The organism is Algorimicrobium algoritergicola (assembly GCF_008086165.1).
GTDB classification, from domain to species: domain Bacteria; phylum Bacteroidota; class Bacteroidia; order Flavobacteriales; family Flavobacteriaceae; genus Algorimicrobium; species Algorimicrobium algoritergicola.
Genome location: NZ_VSKL01000001.1, coordinates 1204066 through 1222817, shown reverse-complemented (window position 1 = coordinate 1222817; position 18752 = coordinate 1204066). Strand labels below are relative to the sequence as shown.

14 protein-coding genes, 1 tRNA gene and 1 riboswitch are annotated in these 18752 nt (G+C 33.7%); of the genes, 3 read left to right on the top strand and 12 right to left on the bottom strand.

Annotation, left to right across the window (positions count from 1 at the left end; translation table 11 throughout):
- Positions 1-2: 2 nt before the first annotated feature.
- Entirely contained in the window at positions 3-1145 is a 1143-nt protein-coding gene (locus ES675_RS05615; RefSeq protein ID WP_066248463.1) for a pyridoxal phosphate-dependent aminotransferase, read from the bottom strand.
- Positions 1145-1969: a prephenate dehydratase gene (locus ES675_RS05610; RefSeq protein WP_066248461.1), complete on the bottom strand. Its 825-nt coding sequence runs from the start codon at positions 1967-1969 to the stop codon at positions 1145-1147. Before ES675_RS05610 ends, ES675_RS05615 begins: the two co-directional genes overlap by 1 nt.
- Before the next feature lie 310 nt (positions 1970-2279).
- Between ES675_RS05610 and gldA the strand changes: the two genes are divergently transcribed.
- Positions 2280-3173 (top strand): gliding motility-associated ABC transporter ATP-binding subunit GldA, encoded by an 894-nt coding sequence (gene gldA / locus ES675_RS05605; RefSeq protein WP_066248609.1) that lies wholly within the window; start codon positions 2280-2282, stop codon positions 3171-3173.
- A gap of 27 nt (positions 3174-3200) precedes the next feature.
- On the opposite strand, the gene ES675_RS05600 is transcribed toward gldA, so the two are convergent.
- The 7 genes from ES675_RS05600 to ES675_RS05570 all read right to left on the bottom strand — a co-directional run bounded on the left by ES675_RS05600 (position 3201) and on the right by ES675_RS05570 (position 13080).
- Positions 3201-4559 carry a hypothetical protein gene (locus tag ES675_RS05600; RefSeq protein WP_148367290.1) on the bottom strand — a complete coding sequence of 453 codons (1359 nt, stop codon included), beginning with the start codon at positions 4557-4559 and terminating at the stop codon, positions 3201-3203.
- 67 nt (positions 4560-4626) lie between these two features.
- Positions 4627-5379, bottom strand: a complete 753-nt coding sequence (locus ES675_RS05595; protein WP_066248453.1) for a head GIN domain-containing protein — start codon at positions 5377-5379, stop codon at positions 4627-4629.
- 3 nt (positions 5380-5382) lie between these two features.
- Complete coding sequence (locus ES675_RS05590) at positions 5383-6474, bottom strand: acyloxyacyl hydrolase (protein ID WP_066248449.1); 1092 nt, start codon at positions 6472-6474, stop codon at positions 5383-5385.
- Positions 6475-6518: 44 nt separating this feature from the next.
- A complete protein-coding gene (locus ES675_RS05585; protein WP_066248448.1) occupies positions 6519-7778 on the bottom strand; it encodes a pyridoxal phosphate-dependent aminotransferase in 1260 nt (419 codons plus the stop codon).
- A gap of 131 nt (positions 7779-7909) precedes the next feature.
- The gene (gene thrA, locus ES675_RS05580) at positions 7910-11308 is read right to left on the bottom strand and encodes a bifunctional aspartate kinase/homoserine dehydrogenase I (protein WP_066248445.1); all 3399 of its coding nucleotides are present in this window, start codon (positions 11306-11308) and stop codon (positions 7910-7912) included.
- A 3-nt stretch (positions 11309-11311) separates the two neighbouring features.
- Positions 11312-11761 carry an OsmC family protein gene (locus tag ES675_RS05575; protein WP_066248439.1) on the bottom strand — a complete coding sequence of 150 codons (450 nt, stop codon included), beginning with the start codon at positions 11759-11761 and terminating at the stop codon, positions 11312-11314.
- Between the two features lie 23 nt (positions 11762-11784).
- Positions 11785-13080 carry an O-acetylhomoserine aminocarboxypropyltransferase/cysteine synthase family protein gene (locus ES675_RS05570; RefSeq protein ID WP_066248436.1) on the bottom strand — a complete coding sequence of 432 codons (1296 nt, stop codon included), beginning with the start codon at positions 13078-13080 and terminating at the stop codon, positions 11785-11787.
- Between the two features lie 122 nt (positions 13081-13202).
- Positions 13203-13328, bottom strand: a riboswitch (SAM riboswitch).
- Positions 13329-13583: 255 nt separating this feature from the next.
- Here ES675_RS05570 and metK point away from each other — a divergent pair.
- Positions 13584-14873 (top strand): methionine adenosyltransferase, encoded by a 1290-nt coding sequence (gene metK / locus ES675_RS05565; RefSeq protein WP_066248434.1) that lies wholly within the window; start codon positions 13584-13586, stop codon positions 14871-14873.
- Between the two features lie 57 nt (positions 14874-14930).
- On the opposite strand, the gene ES675_RS05560 is transcribed toward metK, so the two are convergent.
- Positions 14931-15617 (bottom strand): glycosyltransferase, encoded by a 687-nt coding sequence (locus ES675_RS05560; RefSeq protein ID WP_246126208.1) that lies wholly within the window; start codon positions 15615-15617, stop codon positions 14931-14933.
- Positions 15618-15731: 114 nt separating this feature from the next.
- Between ES675_RS05560 and ES675_RS05555 the strand changes: the two genes are divergently transcribed.
- The gene (locus ES675_RS05555; protein WP_066248423.1) at positions 15732-16520 is read left to right on the top strand and encodes a DUF547 domain-containing protein; all 789 of its coding nucleotides are present in this window, start codon (positions 15732-15734) and stop codon (positions 16518-16520) included.
- A 362-nt stretch (positions 16521-16882) separates the two neighbouring features.
- Here the strand turns inward: ES675_RS05555 and ES675_RS05550 are convergent.
- Positions 16883-16964: transfer RNA gene (locus ES675_RS05550), tRNA-Tyr, on the bottom strand.
- 184 nt (positions 16965-17148) lie between these two features.
- A complete protein-coding gene (locus ES675_RS05545) occupies positions 17149-18669 on the bottom strand; it encodes a M20/M25/M40 family metallo-hydrolase (protein WP_394349079.1) in 1521 nt (506 codons plus the stop codon).
- Positions 18670-18752 lie beyond the last annotated feature (83 nt).

Here is an 18752-nt window from a genome sequence, read left to right as displayed (position 1 = left end):
TATTAAATTCTAGCTAACGCTTCTTCAATTATTTCGGTACTTGCACATAATGAAAAGCGCACATAACCTTCACCATTACTTCCAAAAACGGTTCCTGGTGCTATAAAAATGTTTTTCTCTTTTAATAATAAATCTACAAACTCTTCCGATTTCATATAAGGTGGTAATTTGGCCCAAACAAACATCCCACTCGTATTTTTATTATAGGTACAATTGAGTGCATCAGCCAATTTCCAGATCAGTTGCCGTCGCTCTTCATAAACCTGATTTAAACTCACGTACCATAATTTAGAGCAATTTAAAGCTTGAATAGCTGCTTTCTGAATGCCAAATAACATGCCAGAATCCATATTACTTTTCACCTTTAAAATAGCGTTAATATATTCCGCTCTTCCAAGCACCATACCTACGCGCCAACCAGACATATTAAAGGTTTTGCTCAAAGAGTTTAATTCCAAACACACGTCTTTAGCGCCTGCAATTTGAAGCATACTTTTTGGTTCCTTGTTTAAAACAAAACTGTATGGATTATCATTAATTATTAAAATATTATGCCGTTTGGCAAATGCAATAAGTCGCGTAAAAAAAGCATTACTTGCATTCGTTCCTGTTGGCATGTGCGGATAATTAACCCACATAATTTTTACTTTAGATAAATCCTGTTCTTCCAACGCCTCAATATCTATAAGCCAATTTGAAGATTCCGTTAAATCGTAAAAAACAGGTTCCGCTCCCACTAATTTAGTTACCGATGTATAGGTTGGATAACCTGGATTAGGAATCAACACGTGATCTCCTGGGTTTAAAAATGCCATAGAAATATGCATAATACCTTCCTTGCTTCCCATTAACGGAAGGACTTCTGTGGAAGGACTTAAATACACATCATACTGATCTCTATAGAAAGACACAATGGCTTCACGAAATTCTGGTAACCCTTGATATCTTTGATACTGATTAGCTTTAGGGTGTTTGAAACTTTCCGTTAAAGCATCTATAACTTTTTGTGGCGGATTTAAATCCGGACTTCCAATACCTAAATTAATTATAGGTTTTCCGTTTGCCATAAGCAATGCTACTTCTCGTAATTTTTTCGAAAAGTAGTATTCCTCTACAGTTTGTAAGCGATTGGCTAATTCAATCATTATTTCGCGTGTTTGTAGTGACCTAAAACTTTGAAGTCTTCGGCCATGATTTCTAATATTGAGAGTGCTTTTTGGAAATTGCTGTAGGTATCAAAAGTGACATCCACAAAAAAAGCATACTTCCAAGGTGTTTCAATTTTTGGAAGCGATTGTATTTTGGTTAAATTCAATTGGCAATCGCTCATAACATTTAAAATAGTTGCTAAACTGCCACGTTTGTGTTCTAATTCGAATTTTAAAGACGCTTTGTTGGTTGCTTCATTTGAAGAGTCTGCATTATCACGTTTCACAATCACAAAACGAGTTTCGTTATGTTGAATGGTTTGAATGCTTTTGGCTAAAATTTCTAACTTGAATAAATCGGCTGCTAATTGACTTGCAATAGCTGCAACGCCTTTTAATTGCTGCGTTTGAATTCTTTGAGCCACTTCAGCTGTATCTTTATCTTCAATCAGCTTTATATGTGGATGTTTTTTAAAAAATGCTTTACACTGCAACAAAGCCATAGGATGCGAATACACGTCTTTAATATCCTGAATTTCTTGTCCTGACAAAGCCATTAAATGGTGTTGAATATCCAAATACTGCTCACCTACAATATGTAAATCATGCGTATCTATTAACGCATAATTGGGAATAATAGAACCTGCTATGGAGTTTTCAAGCGCCATAACAACCGCATCTGTTTCCTTATTTAATAAGGAATTTACAGCTTCATCGAATGATAAACACTCCAATAATAGGACTGAATCTCCAAAATATTGCTTTGCAACAATATGATGAAATGAACCTTGTATTCCTTGTATGGCCACTGCCTTTGTCATGTTGTTTTCTTTATTAAATTTCAAAACCAAACTAGTGTAAACAAAAAAAGTCCCGATTTACATCGAGACTTTAAATAGTTTAATTTTATGATTAAAAATTACACATACAGCGTCTCGTTCCTTTTGTTAAAAAAGAAATAATACCAATTGTGATATGTGTTATTCGTACTTGTGTTCATAATTTGAAAGGCTAAATTAGTTAATAAATTGAATAAACAAAATCTTTTTTATTTATTTTAAGAATATAAGGTTTTCGTTGTACGTTCCATTTCATATTTATATGTTATTTTTGAAAAAACGTAATTACTTTATGTCTATTGAAGTTGAAAACATCAGCAAATTATACGGCTCTCAAAAAGCGTTAAACCAAGTTTCTTTTAAAGTTAATAAATCTGAAATCGTGGGGTTTTTAGGCCCAAATGGTGCTGGAAAATCTACCATGATGAAAATTTTAACTACCTATATTGAAGCCTCTGAAGGTGACGCTAAAGTAAATGGTTTTGATGTTAATTCAGAAAAACAAAATGTTCAGCAAAGTGTTGGGTATTTACCGGAACACAATCCGCTATATTTAGATCAATACGTGAAGGAATATTTGGCTTTTAATGCATCAGTCTATGGTGTGGATAAAAAGCGTATTCAAGACGTTATTGAATTAACAGGATTAACGCCTGAAGTGCATAAAAAAATTGGTCAACTTTCCAAAGGATATAGACAACGTGTGGGTTTAGCAAATGCCTTATTACACAATCCGGATGTCTTGATTTTAGATGAACCAACAACTGGTCTGGATCCAAACCAATTGGTGGATATTCGAAATTTAATTAAATCGTTAGGTAAAGAAAAAACCGTATTCTTGTCTACACATATTATGCAAGAAGTGGAAGCCATGTGCGACCGCGTTATCATTATCAATAAAGGTGAAATTGTAGCTAATAAAACGTTGAAAGAATTACGCGATGATAAAGAACAGGTAGTAATCGTGGAATTTGATTATCGTGTAGAAACCGTTTTTCTACAGAAATTACCACATGTAAAAGATGTCGTGAATGTTCATGATTTTATTTATGAAATCACCTTTGCTACTTCAGAAGATATGCGCTCTCATGTATTCGATTTTGCTCATGATAACGAATTGAAAATTCTTCAATTAAATCAGAAAAATGCGAGTTTGGAAAGTTTGTTCCGGGAATTGACAAAATAGATATTAAAGTAATTCACTTTAGGATTCTTATTTCAAAACTTCCATAATTATGATTGGAAATTCTTCCCTTAACTTATATTGTTCATCCTCATATTCCTTTGATTGAAAGTAAATTTTTTCATTATAAGTAGTTTGTTTTGCCTTCCGCAATTGATTTATTGCCTCGAAATGCGACGAAAGAACCGTTATATAGTTTTGATATGTAGCGACATCTTCAATCTGATAAATAAAAACAGTTTTTTTAGATTGTCTGCTTTTAAATTTCTCAATTAAATCATCATTAAATACTAATTTAGTATTCCAAGAAATGTTCTTACCGATTGAAATTAAAACACTATCCTTTAACTTGGTTCTAGTTGAATCTCGCAAATCATAATCAAAATATAATGCTGGCAATAAGCTTATAGCATCATTCATATTTAATAAGTCTCCATTTAAACGTTTTCTAATTTCCTTATGCTCATATCTCGGAAACACGGTTTCATCTGTTTGTACACCGTATGAAATTAATCTCTGATTTGAATTAAGCAGCATTTTTTCGAATCGCTTTAAACTATAAACCTTTAAATTTTTGTTTGCTTCAATGCGAATGGTTAAAAAGTGAATTGTTTCTTCGCGTCTATAATTTCTTTCATCATTTATAAAAGTTGGTAAATCGTCCAAAGTATGTTTTACTCTGTGACTATAAAAATGTAGAATTCCCAAACTATCTTCTTTCAATTTTATATTAATATTATGATTTATTCTGGACTTTAACTCACTAGAAAAAATAGAATAAGGCAAATCTATTATAGGGTTGTTCTCGAGCATCACATTATCTAATCCCTTATAGTCAATAACGTTAATTTTACTTAACCCGAAAGATATAATTGACAAAGATAGAACTTGTAACACTATAAATTTTAAGCGATTTTTATTGTTTAAGAAAAAACTAAAGGACTTTAATGATTCTAAATAGAGTACTAGTATAAGAAGAAATGAGAATTGCTTGAAATAAGGAAAAAATTCAAATTCCATACAACACATTGCAAACACACCGAAAGAGAGCCCAATTTTTGCAAACCAGTATGAGAAATTAAAACTTAAAAAAATGTTATCGTTTAATAGTCGTTTTCGTTTTGAATTAAATCTATGGGTAATTTTTTGGGGTTTACTGAAAACATAATTGAATGCAATAGAATTACCAAACACAACAGATAAAAAGGCAAAAAATAGATTATAATAGTTCCTGTTTTCTTCTGAAATAATATTCGGGAAATCATCAAAACCACTTGTCATTACCCTGAATGTCTCTCTTAGAATATAAAAGAAAGAGTAAATAACTAAAGACGAAGCGATTAACAACACAATGGCCAAAATAATTCTATTTTTAGAAATAGATTTCAAGTTAATTGAAGAATCGTAAAAAACACTTTTAAACTTCATATTACAATTTGGTCATAATCATGAGTATTTAATCCTCCAAAATAAGGCGACCTTGATAATGCTGTACAACTTCTAATATGGGAGGCGTTTGAACTGAAATAAGATCTCCTGTTCCATATAAATCACCTTTAAGTTCTTGTATAGGATTCACAATAATATCGTTACTACCACGATGATAAATTTTTACTTTTTGAGCCATTAAGTTACGGCCTTCAAATCGACCAATTCCAGAATAGAAACCAATAGTTACATCATCAGCACTTCCAGATATATAAAAGGAAGATAAGTTATTGGACGTCACTATTAAATCTGTGGTGTTTACTATCAGTCTAAAATCACCTATAGTGAAGGCGTCCGTTTGATTGAAATTTTCAGAAACAAGTTTTAATTTTGGATAATTCAATACACCATTTGATGACACATCAAACTGTGACGAATTTCTAATTTCTTTAATATTTGGAGCCGACACATAAATTTTAGTTGTGCCATAATCCCGAACCATATTACAGGTGTTATTATCGGTTAATTGCAGTTGATTACCAACAACAATAGCTTGCACATCATTTAATAAATTTTCGCCCGTTTCAATAATAACGGAAAAATCTGGAGCTTCGTTTAGAATAAGTTCCACATCACGATTTACTAAAATGCGTTCAAAATCTGACACCGAAACTGTTTGCTGGATAGTTGTTCCTGGGTTTTGAAAACAATCGTTTGCATCTTCACTACTGCAGGAGAAAAGTGCAAATAATACAACGAAATATGTGAGTTTTTTAATCATAAATTACAATCTGATTCCGACGCCAAATTCAACAGCTTCAGCTTTAGCACCATGAGATTTTAAGGTTAATGCGCCAAACCATTTTTTGCCAAAATAACGCTTTAAGCCAATCCGAATATAGGTTTGCCCTTCAAAATCATACGGATAATACACGTAATAGCCCAATTGGGTTTCAATGGACATTTTATTGATAAATAATTCATGACCTACAAATAATCCAACGCGCTTCCAATCTTCATCACCTGTAACATCCTCTTCAGGAAATGAAACGGATTTATAATAAATTAATTCCTCTAGAAATTTGGAGAAAAACACATCTGCACCAAACTGAATGGCACTTTTATGTCCTAAGCGTTTATCAGCATAAGCCGAAACAATGTAGAATGGAAATTGACCACTTCCTACCACATCACTTTCATTAATTCCACTTCTAAAAGCTAGATTATATTTAATGCGTTCCGTAAATTTTTCTTTGGTAATGGTGTATTGATATTCAGAATCTACTTCATCTAAATTATAAGTAACACCTAGATTAAATGCAATGGAGTTAACACTGGTGTTTGGCGCTTTCACGTTAGCGTTGGAATAGTGAATTAAGCTAAATCCAGCTTGAAGTCCAAACTTATCAAAAATACGTTCGCGTTTGTAATTCAACATCAAATAGGTACTACTTAAAAGTGATGTTCCAAAGGCATTGTTTCTAGGATTCTCCAATTTATCATACGGATTGGTTGTATAGCCCAAACCTTGCCCAATTCGCAACATTAAATTCCGTTTTAAAAAGTAGAAATTATAATGTGCATACAGTGAATAGTTTGTCCCTAAAACATCATTCTTTAAATCTTGATAAGCAAAAGAAACACCATAATCTGGATAGCCATAACGTTGTTCCCAATCTTCATTTCCGAAAGTTTTTTTATTCCAACTTAATATAAAACCTTCCGGATGCCCTTTAATAAGATGTAAAATATCATTATTATGAAGGGCTATATTTCCCTTAAAATAATTTAAGTCGAAATAGGAGTTCGTCGGTTTATCTTGTGCAAAAAGCGCAACAAAACAGATACAACATAAAAAAGTAAAAAGGTGCTTCATTCTAAAACTTGTGGCGCAAATGTATGTAATTTCTTAAAAGCATCTTATATTAATTTCTGAAGTGCACTTTCTAGCAGTTCAAAAACCGTGTCAATATCTTCTTTTCTTGCTGTTCCTACCGATAATCTGAACCAATTGGAATCTGTAGAAGTCCCAAATGCATAAAAAGGCACAATAGCTAATTTAGCCTCATGAAGTAGAAAACTAGTCACTTCTTGAATGGTTTTAAGAGTTGTTCCTTCTTGCGTTGTTTTCCCTATTAAATCAAACTGAACCGTTAAATACAAAGCAGCTTCTGGTTGTATGGCGCGCACAGGAAACCCTTTAGTTTGTAATGCGTTAAAACCTTGGTAGTATGAAACTAATCTATCATTTAACTCGGTTCTAATATGTGTTAGATAGTCGGCAACCGCTTCCGTCTGATTTAAATACGAAGCGGTTGCCAATTGTTCTGCTTTGGGTGCCCAAGCACCAATATGACTCAATAAGGCTTTCATTTTATTAATAACATGTACAGGACCAAAAGCCCAACCAACACGAACACCAGTTGCTGCAAATGCTTTAGAAATTCCATCAATAAAAATGGTGAAATCACGCATGGCAGGCACCAATTCCACAGGGTTGTAATGTATGGTTTCGCCATACGTTAACTGCCAGTAAATTTGATCATATAACACATAAAGCGGTTTTTCATCCTGGCTGGTTCGACGTTTGTTTTCTTCAATAACGAGTTCTGAAATTTCCAAAAGTGCTTCTTTAGTAAACGTCGTTCCTGTTGGATTTAATGGTGAGCATAAAGCAATTAAATTAACCTGTTGAATATGTGGTTTTATATCAGAAGCCGTTGGCATAAAATTATTTTCAACCTTGGTTTCTAGGATGACGGCTTTGTTTCGTGATAAATACGTATAAGCATCATTATTCCATGAAGGCACAGGATACAAAACCGTATCCTCCAAATCCAAAATAGTTTGATAAACTGCGTAAATTAAAGGTCTTGCTCCTCCAGAAATTAAAATTTCATCTTTGGAATAGTCTAATTTTAAATTTCTTGATAAGTAGTCAGATACGGTAACACGCAAAGCTTCCATACCATTTGCCTGCGGATAATTAGTTTGATTATCATGATATGCTGAAACAATTTCTGATTTTAGTAAGTCTGGAATTGGAAAAATATCTGAATCAAAATCGCCAATAGTCTGGTTATATATCACTTCTCCTTGTGCTTTTAAAGCATTCACTTCACCAGCAATTTTAATAATCTCCGAACCTTTTAAACCTTCGGCTAATTTAGATATCTTCATAAATACATCATGTTTTGTCAAAAATAAGGATTCTTAGTCATATTAATAAACATTATTTCTCCTGGATAGAAATTTGATTTATTAATTAAAAGACCCGTTCAATTTCCCCATTTATAATTGACAAATTTCAGTTAGTTGCTGTTTTTAGCCAATCGTAAAATATCTCCAAAAACACCTCTAGCCGTAACTTCTTTTCCAGCACCAGCACCTTGAATAACCAAAGGTCTTTCGCCATAAGACTCGGTGAATATTTCGAAAATAGCATCTGAACCTTTTAATGCTCCTAAAGATGAATTTTTAGGCACAGAAACTAATTGTACGTCTAGCTGCCCTTTACTTTGAAATAAATCTCCCGATAAATCACCAATATATCTCAATACGTGATCTGGCTTCTGTGCCTCTTTTTTATTTTGAAATGATGTGTTTAAAGCATCTAAATTTTCTAAAAATTGTGAAGCTGGAATACCCCTAAATTCTTCGGGAATTAGGTTTTCTATTTGAATATCCTCAAATTCATTTTCTAAATCCAACTCACGAGCTAGGATCAATAATTTTCTAGCCACATCATTGCCACATAAATCTTCTCTTGGATCAGGTTCTGTGTATCCTCTATCAATGGCTTCCTGAAGAATTTCTGAAAAAGGCCTGCTTTCTGAAGAAAACGTATTGAACAAGTAGCTTAAGGAACCAGAAAAAACACCTCTTATTCTTGTGATATTCTCACCAGATTCATGTAATAATTTAATGGTATCTATTAAAGGCAATCCTGCACCTACATTAGTTTCATATAGGTATTCTTTTTTGTTTTCGGCTAATTTAGTTCTTAAGGTTTTATAAAAATTATGAGAAACCGTATTGGCAATTTTATTAGAAGACACCAAGTCGAAACCAGCTTCCACCAAAGGCATATAATGATCAATAAAATCAGGATTTGCGGTATTATCCACAGCAATTAAATTTTCTAAATGATGCTTTTTAGCATAGTCGATAATAGTTTGAGCAGAACAGCTTGCAATACTATTCGTCTCTAAATTGCGCTTCCAATTTTCACCTATTCCTGAAGCATCTAACAAAACGTGTTTGGAATTCGCAATCGCAAATATCTTTAACTGAATGTTCCTTCGCTTTAAAATAGACGCTGTATTTTCTAAAATTTGATCAATTAGAGTACTTCCAACCAAGCCTTTTCCGAAGATGGCGATATTTATTTTTTTTGCTACGCCAAATACCTGTCCGTGAATAACATTTAAAGCTTTATGCAATTGGTTTTTTTTAACCACCAAACTCACATTTTTACCAGAAATGGTATTATTGAATAGTAAAGGCACAATTTGGTTTTTTATAAGCGAATTATAGGGTTCATGAAATTTACTTAAATCCAATCCAATGATTGAAATAACGGAAACATCGTCTATAATTGAAATTTTATGCACGTCATTCGTGTGAAATTCATGTTCAAACTCATGTTCCAAAGCAGCAACAGCATCTTTTGCTCTATTTGCTGCAACAATAAAACCAATACCACGCTCTGACGAGCCTTGAGCAATAATACTGACGCTAATATGATGTGTACTTAAGGTTTTAAATATTCTGGCATCTACACCTACTTTTCCTAAAAGTCCTCTGCCTTCAAAATTTATTAAAGACACATGATCTAAAACTGAAAGCGATTTAATACCATCCACGGTTGTTTTTGATGTTATTAAAGTTCCTTGATCTTTAGAATTAAACGTATTTAAAATTCGTAGATTGATGTTTTTTTCAATTAAAGGAACGATTGTTTTAGCATGTAATATAGTAGCTCCAAACGTAGCAAGCTCATTCGCCTCTTCATAAGATAATTGACTAATTGTTTTAGCATCGGCGACTAATTCAGGATTAGCCGTGTAAATTCCATTTACATGTGTGTAGCTTTCCAATTCCTCGGCGTCTAAATAATTTGCGAGTAAGGACGCTGTATAATTACTTCCGTTCCGACCTAAAGTCGTTGTTTGATTTTTTAAATTGGAAGCAATAAACCCGGAAACAATATGAACCGTATCGTTATTATATTTTTCAAAATGCGCTTTTACATTCTGTTCAGAAACAGCTAAAATAGGTTGGGCATCTCCAAAGTTTTCATCGGTTTTTATTAAAGTTCTTGCATCTGTTGCATGTGCTTTTATGTAGCGTTCACGTAATAACTGTGTAACAATTTTTGTTGCGAGTAATTCACCATGTGATAAAACCTCATCCTTAATTTTTTCGCTATAATCTTCAAGTAAGCTTACGCCTTCTAAAAGTGTATCTATTTTTGAAAATTCTTCAGAAAAATCAACAGATTTTAAAGGTTCCATTTGGTAGGTTTTAAATGCTTCCAATTCTGGTTTATATACTTGTTTGGTAGCTGCCTTTTCTAGAATAACTTCTAATTCATTGGTGGCATTTCCTCTGGCAGAAACAACAACTGCTATCTTCTGCTTGTTTTTTACTTTTGCTTCAATAATGGAAAGAACAGTTTCTAATCCGTTGCCATTTGCTAAAGATTTCCCTCCAAATTTTAATACTTTCATTCTATTTCTTTTTGTTTCAGGTTTAAAAATTCCTGAAATAATTTTTTCTAATTGTTCGAATTCTATTAAAAACGCATCGTGTCCGTGAATGGAATGGATTTCATTATAAGTCACATTGGGATGTGTTAAGGCTAGATATTTTTGTGTTTCGCGGTTTTCTTCAGCTGTAAAAAACAAATCCGAATTGACACCTATAATATGGATATTGGCCTGAATGCGATCTAAAATTTTCAAACTATACTCACCACCTTTAGTAACATCAATTGTTTTTAATAACTGGTTCATTAATTTATAAGATGCCAGCTGATAGCGTTCTTGCAATTTTTTACCGTGGTGCAACAGCCAACTTTCGACACTAAAAATCTGTAAATCGGTGTTTTTAGTTCGTTGAAATCGCTCCTTAAACGACGCTGGCGTTCTATAGCATAACATGGCGTGCATGCGCGCATCGTGTACCGGATTGCTAGAATTGACAAGAAATTGTTCTTGAATTTGGCAGTTGGCAATAAGCCAATCAGTCGCTTTCCAATCGGTGGCTACTGGAATAAAATGTGTTGCTAAATCTGGTTTCAGAACTAACATTTCCCAAGCAATTCCACCACCTAAAGAGCCGCCAATAATGGCAAACAACTTATGAATTTGAAGTGCTTTTAACCCCTCTAAAAACAGCGCTGCAATATCTTTGGCAACAAAACCCTTATAGTCTTTAATGATAAAATCATCATAACCATTTCCCGGTATATTAAACGCTAAAACCGTATATACCTGCGTATCGATAACTTTGGCTGTTCCAATAAGGTCTTTCCACCAACCATTTACTCCAGACACATTACTATTTCCAGTAAGCGCATGGTTAACAAGCACAATTGGAGCTGTACCTAAAGGTTTTCCAAATAATTGGTAAGACAATTTTAAAGTAATTGCCTTACCAGTTTCTAATTTGAAATTTGGAATTTGGATGTGTTCTAATTTTGACATGCTTTAAATGGCATATTGTTTTTCAACCTCAAGACTTACGGGAGTCGCATTCAATAAATTATCCTTAACAGGGCAGCGCTCTTGAACTATTTTCAACCAAGCTACCAATGTTTCAATAGACGCTTCTGTTTCTGGAATTAGCTTTAAACTAATTTCCTTAAACCCGGCTCTTTCGTCATTAGACCTTCCAAATAGTTTATTTGGATTTATATTTCCTTCAACTTCAATTTTTAAGGTATTAATTGTAAACCCTAATTCTTTGGCCACCAAGTGTCCAACCACGTTTACACATCCAGCTAAACCGGCTAAAATATATTCTACAGGATTTGCATTTTCATCTGTACCACCTAAATCTTCTGGTTCGTCTATTACTAATTTAAAATTCCTTGTTGTTGCAATGAATTTTGCAGGAGAAGCACTTTCTCCTTGTACTTTAAATATTAAATCGCTCATAATTAGTATCTATAAAAATTTAATTAATCTTGTAAAATGGATTCGTTAATTATTATAAAAACAGCTTTTAAATCTTCTTTTAAATCCTCTAGATCTTCAATACCAACTGACAACCTAATTAAATCTTGACTTACGCCTGCCTTTGCTTGTTGCGCTTCATCTAATTGCTGATGAGTTGTACTCGCTGGGTGAATTATCAAGGATTTTGTATCACCAATATTGGCTAATAATGAAAATAACTTCGTGTTGTCTGCAATAGTTTTTGCTGATTCAAATCCGCCCTTAACACCAAAAGTCACTAAACCACTCTGCCCGTTTGGCAAATATTTATCTGCCAAAGATTTGTATTTACTACTTTCTAAACCCGGATAATTTACCCAACTTACTTCTTCTTGTTCTTCCAACCATTTAGCCAATGCTAATGCATTTTGAGAATGTTGTTTAATTCTTATGGGCAATGTTTCTAAACCTTGAATAATATTAAAAGCATTGGTTGGACTCAATGCACCACCAAAATCACGCAAACCTTCTAAAATTAATTTAAAAGTATATGAAGCAGCTCCTAGAGTTTCATAATACTTTAAACCATGATATCCTGCTGAAGGCTCTGTAAATTCAGGGAATTTTCCATTTGCCCAATTAAAAGTACCCGCATCAATTATTGCGCCTCCTAGGGAAGTTCCTTGACCACCAATGTATTTTGTCAGGGAATGAATAACAATATCTGCACCATGCTCTATGGGTTTTACTAATACGGAAGTTGCTACTGTATTATCTACAATAAAAGGAACTTCAGCTGCTTTTGCATGCACGGAAATAGCATCTAAATCTAATACATCAAGCTTTGGGTTCCCTAAAGACTCAACAAAGAAAGCTCTTGTGTTATCTTGCACGGCTGCTGCAAAATTATCGGGATTATCAGCATTTACAAAAGTGGTTGTAATTCCTAATCTTGGTAAAGTGACATTTAGCAAATTAAATGTGCCACCATACAAACTACTTGAAGCTACAATATGATCTCCAGCTTTTAAAAGTGTTAATAATCCTGTAGAAATGGCAGACGTCCCAGAGGCAAAAACCACGGCACCAACGCCACCTTCTACTGCAGCCAAACGATCTTGTAAAATTTGATTCGTAGGATTATTTAAACGGGTATAGATAAACCCTAATTCTTTTAATGAAAAAAGATTAGCTGCATGTTCTGAATTGTTAAAAACATAAGATGTAGTTTGATAAATAGGAACGGCTCTTGTTCCTCCATGTTGCTGAACATCATGTCCAGAATGCAACGCTTTTGTTGCGAAATTTTGAATACTCATTTTTCTAGTTTTTTTGAGTTAATAAATAAATTAAACCAAAAGTCAAATAGACCTCGTTAGAAGCGTACCTAATAGAAAAATGTTAAAAAGAAAATTGAAATCACAGATGAGTAATTTCGTTTGAGTTATCTATCCAATATTTCGATAAATGAATCGAAAATTAAGTAGAATTTAGCACCTTCATAGTATAGAACTAAGGGTTGCTAAGGCTTCAACGGGTCTAATCCCTCCACCTTTCTTGATAACATTTCAGTAAGTTTTTGAACTTTGTGAGCACAAATATTGCAACACAAATTTGTAAAAACCAAATTAAATGTGAAAAAAAGTCTAAATAAATTTTGTTCCATTTTAATTTCTTATTTTTGCACAGTAATAATTGAGAGGAAAATTTGTCTGATTGCAACCTCATAAAAAAATGCTAAAGCAGTTCAATTCTACTACTCTAGCAGGCCACAGCAATCACATAATTTTTCACAGTGTTTAACGCATAAATAAGTGAAACTATGCCATATTTATTTACTTCGGAAAGTGTTTCTGAAGGACATCCAGATAAAGTTGCAGATCAAATAAGTGACGCATTAATTGATAATTTTTTAGCTTTTGATCCCGAATCAAAGGTAGCCTGTGAAACATTAGTAACAACTGGACAAGTTGTTTTAGCAGGCGAAGTAAAATCCAACACCTACCTAGACGTTCAGAAAATTGCCCGTGACACCATTAATAAAATTGGTTATACCAAAGGCGCGTATATGTTTGATGGTAGTTCGTGTGGTGTGTTTTCTGCCATTCATGAACAGTCAGAAGATATTAATCGTGGAGTAGATCGCGCTAGCAAGGAAGAACAAGGTGCAGGAGATCAAGGTATGATGTTCGGTTATGCTACAAGCGAAACCGAAAACTATATGCCTTTGGCTTTAGATTTATCGCACAGATTGTTATTAGAATTAGCAGAATTACGTCGTGAAGAAAAAGACATCACCTATTTACGTCCAGACTCTAAAAGTCAGGTAACTATTGAGTATAGTGATGACAATGTACCACAACGTATTGAAGCCATAGTAATTTCAACACAACATGATGAATTTGTAATGCCAAAATCAAAATCTGTTGAAGATAAAAATGCAGCTGAAGAGGAAATGGTAGCACAAATAAACAAAGACATTAAAGAGGTACTAATTCCACGTGTGGTTGCGAAACTTCCAGAACATATTCAAGTATTATTTAATGACGATATCACCTATCACATTAACCCAACAGGAAAATTTGTTATTGGAGGACCACATGGCGACACCGGTTTAACGGGTCGTAAAATTATTGTGGACACGTATGGAGGAAAAGGTGCCCATGGTGGTGGTGCATTTTCAGGAAAAGACCCAAGTAAAGTAGATAGAAGTGCAGCTTATGCAACTCGACACATTGCTAAAAACTTGGTTGCCGCTGGTATTGCAGATGAAATTTTAGTACAAGTTAGTTATGCTATTGGTGTGGTGAAACCAACGTCTATTTATATTGATACGTATGGAACGTGTCCGTTTAATTTAACGGATGGTGAAATTGCACAGAAAGTGACTGAAATTTTCGATATGCGACCATTTGCTATTGAAAGCAGATTGAAATTACGCCAACCTATGTATAGTGAAACGGCTGCCTATGGACACATGGGACGAAAGAACGAAACTATTACCAAGACATTTGAGCAATTAAATGGTGAATCCATTACCTTGGATGTTGAATTATTTACGTGGGAAAAATTAGACTATGTAGATAAAGTGAAAGCGGCATTCGACCTATAATATTATCAATAAAAATATCTAAAAGCCTTACAAAAAATGTGAGGCTTTTTTTTGGTGTTATGCCGTTTTAAGCAGTCGGTCATATAAGGTTTTTAATTTTTCAGGTTTATAACCGCATTTGAATAAAACAACCATTAGTAAATTGCAAAAATTGACTTTTACATAAGAATTATTATGATATTTTCTAGCCGAAACAATTAAGTCATTATTTACAATTGTATAGGGCATTTTTGCCTTCTTCATCCGTTTGAAAAATTCGAAATCTTCCATAAGAACTTGATCTTCATCAAAAGCACCTAACGTTTCAAATACGCACTTTTTAATAAATAAACATTGGTCACCACCACCTGTAAATATCCCGTCAGTTTTGGTGAAATGCGCATTGATTTTCAACCAGAAATTATCGGTATTAAATTTATAGGAGAAAAAACCAGCATCCATACCAGATGAAATTGTTTCTTGAATATTCTTAAAAAAACTTATTGGCGGCAATACATCCGCATGAAGAAAAACAAGAATATCTCCCAAAGCAGTTTTGGCGGCTTGATTCATTTGAACTGCACGACCTTTATTTGCACACGTAATTAATGAAACTTGTTTCGACCGAAAATCTTTAGAATCTATATCATGGGATTCCGCCGATAAAGCGATAATAATTTCAACATTAAAACCTTTAGAGATAGTTATTAAACGTGGTATTAAAACGATTAAGTTTTCCCGTTCGTTATGCGCGGGAATAATCACTGAAATATTTTTAACTAAAACCATATACAAGAAATATACGTAAATTTATAGGATGTGGATTTATAACGAACTTACTTTTATAGCTAAAATCCTATCGAACCAAAAAACAAACTCATGAAAACAACAATTTTAAAACAATCAATCCTACTTCTAACAGTTCTATTGATTTCAGTGCATGGAATAGCGCAAACAAATACAAACGAAAAAACGAACTTTAATAAGCTATCAGAACAACTACTAACAAAAATTAAAAGCAGACAAAACACACAGGACATTCAGGATATTTTAAAGAATACCACATTAGAAGATTTAAGTACTGATTTAAAAACGGATAATGAAAAACTAGCTTTTTGGGTGAATATTTACAATGCATTTATTCAAATAATATTAACTGAAAAACCAGAATTATATGAAGATCGAGGTGCTTTTTTTAAGAAAAAACAAATTGCTATTGCTGGCAACATGGTGTCTTTTGATAAAATTGAACATGGTATAATTAGAAAATCGCAATGGAAATTAGGATTGGGTAAAATTAGAAAATGGTTTCCAAATAAATTTGAACGCGAATTGCGAGTTGACGAACGCGATTTCAGAATTCATTTTGTTTTAAATTGTGGTGCTAAAAATTGCCCACCTGTCGCTATTTATTCGCCAGATAAGTTAGAAGAACAATTTGATATGAGCTCTAGAGAATATTTAATAAAAACAACCACCTATAATAACGAGCAGAAAATAGTAACTATTTCACCTTTGTTTAAATGGTTTCGAGGGGATTTTGGCTCTAAAAATGATATAAAAGATATATTGAAATCTTATGCTATTTTAGCGACAACTGATAAATACTCGATTGATTATGGCGATTATGATTGGACATTAGATTTAGATAATTGGGTAGATTTTTAATTAAAACTATCATTCAAAAGATAGGATTAACTCCGTTGATCTTTTTCAATCTTTTTGAAAATATAAAATAATTTTCTATCTAGTTTTGAATGTCAAATTCAAATTAACATTAATCAAAAGAGATTAACTCCGTTGATCCTGAAAGCTACTCTTTGAAAACACAAAAAGACACAAAACAGAAGAGCAAGCTTTAGGTTACAGGATTAGCTGCGCTGATCCTGCTTAAAACTTTTGGAAATTGAAAAATCAAACTGCAAAAACAGTTTATTTTTTTGTGTTATAAAATACGCTTGTGAGTAAACTCACGCGTATTTTATAACACAAAAAAATCCACACTTCCGTGTGGATTTTTCGAGTTAAAGTGGGGAGAGCAGGATTCGAACCTGCGAAGACGTAGTCAGCAGATTTACAGTCTGCCCTCGTTGGCCGCTTGAGTATCTCCCCAAAACCGAGCGTAAATATATTATAGTTTTTATTTCTTTTTGCAAAAAACGGTGCCTTTTTTTATCTAATTTTCAGATTAAAACACAAAAAACTCATAATGAATCTATTAGTTATTCATTATGAGTTCTGGATAATATTTTCCCCAATAAATTATGGGAGAAATTGCTATAATTTAGTCCTTTAATTAATCATCAAGACCACCTTTACGCTGTGGTGAACGTGGTTCTGGCCAGCTACGTTGCTCGCCTGTTCTAGAGTTAACCGGTAATATTATTTTTTCGGAAGATGCTCTATTTGGATCTTCGCAAGCCATATAAACCAAAATAGCGGTTAAAATGGCATTGCTTCTTACGTCGTCAAAAACAATTTTATCATAGGTATCTCTATTAGTATGCCATGTATAATTCCAGTAAGACCAACTTAATGAGCTCAAGTTGAATGATGGTGCTCCAGCTGCTAAAAACGACGCATTATCTGATCCACCTCCACTTGGCGAACCTGGAAAATTAGTTTCAATATGCTTGGAGATATCGTTTGGAACTGGCTCTAACCAGCGTGATAAATAATCGTAGGCATGTAAAAAACCCGCTCCAGAAAGATTCACAACACGACCTGTTCCGTTATCTTGATTAAACACGGCTTGAATGTTTTTTACAATTTCAGGATGATCTTCCACAAAGGCGCGAGATCCATTTAATCCTTGCTCCTCACTTCCCCAATGACCAACTAAAATAGTTCGTTTTGGATTTGGATATACTTTTTTCAGAATACGCAAAGCTTCCATCATAACGAGCGTTCCTGTTCCGTTGTCAGTTGCTCCAGTTCCACCATCCCAAGAATCGAAATGTGCAGACATAATAACATATTCATCTGGTTTTTCAGAACCTTTTATTTCTGCTATAGTATTATAATTTGTAGCCACACCTAAATCTTTAGATTCCGCAACAATTTTCACACGTGGCTTACTGCCGTATTCCGCTAAACGATATAACATGGTGTAATCTTCCAGCTCAATATCTACGGTTGGAATTTTTTCAGTTCTTGCACTAAAAATTTTGTTAGAACCAAACGCTTTAGACCAGTAGGACGTAATAATTCCAGCTGCTCCAGCTTTTTCCAATGCTTGATTAATGTTTCGTGAATTATAACCCATTCTTTTTAGGTTGGCATACCATTCTGTTGAGAGCGAATCGCGTTCTTTTTTCATTTTTTCGAACGATTCTTCTGTTGCGAATTCTTCCCAGTTATAATCTGGACGACCTGTAGTTTGGTACATAGACGTCATAACAAATTTACCCTTTACACTTTTCATCCAATTATTAAACTCTAAAGAATCCTTAACAGTTGGGAGTGTTATAACTTCCGCAGTAACACCTTTTGACCCTGTACTTGGGTTCCAAGCTAATTGCATGCCATCTAAAGACTGGATTCTTGGATGCACCATATCAATGTGGGTGATACCACGCTCCCATGCACGCCATTCTCCCCATTTTTCATTTCTTGCTGAAATGTCCCATTTACCATATTGAGCAATAGCCCAATCATTGGCTTGTTTCATTTGTGGTGTTCCTACCAAACGCGGACCAATAACATCTAACATTTCGTGTGCTAAACGTTCTAATTGTGAATTTTCAGTAGCTTCTTTTACAATGCTTTCAACAACCGCATCGGTATTTTGTGCATGGATAAAGCCCACGGAAACCATAGCCAAAGTAGCTAACCCGTGTTTAAAAATGTTTCTCATAATTCTAATTTTAGTTAATAAATTGTGACCTATCAAAATACAAA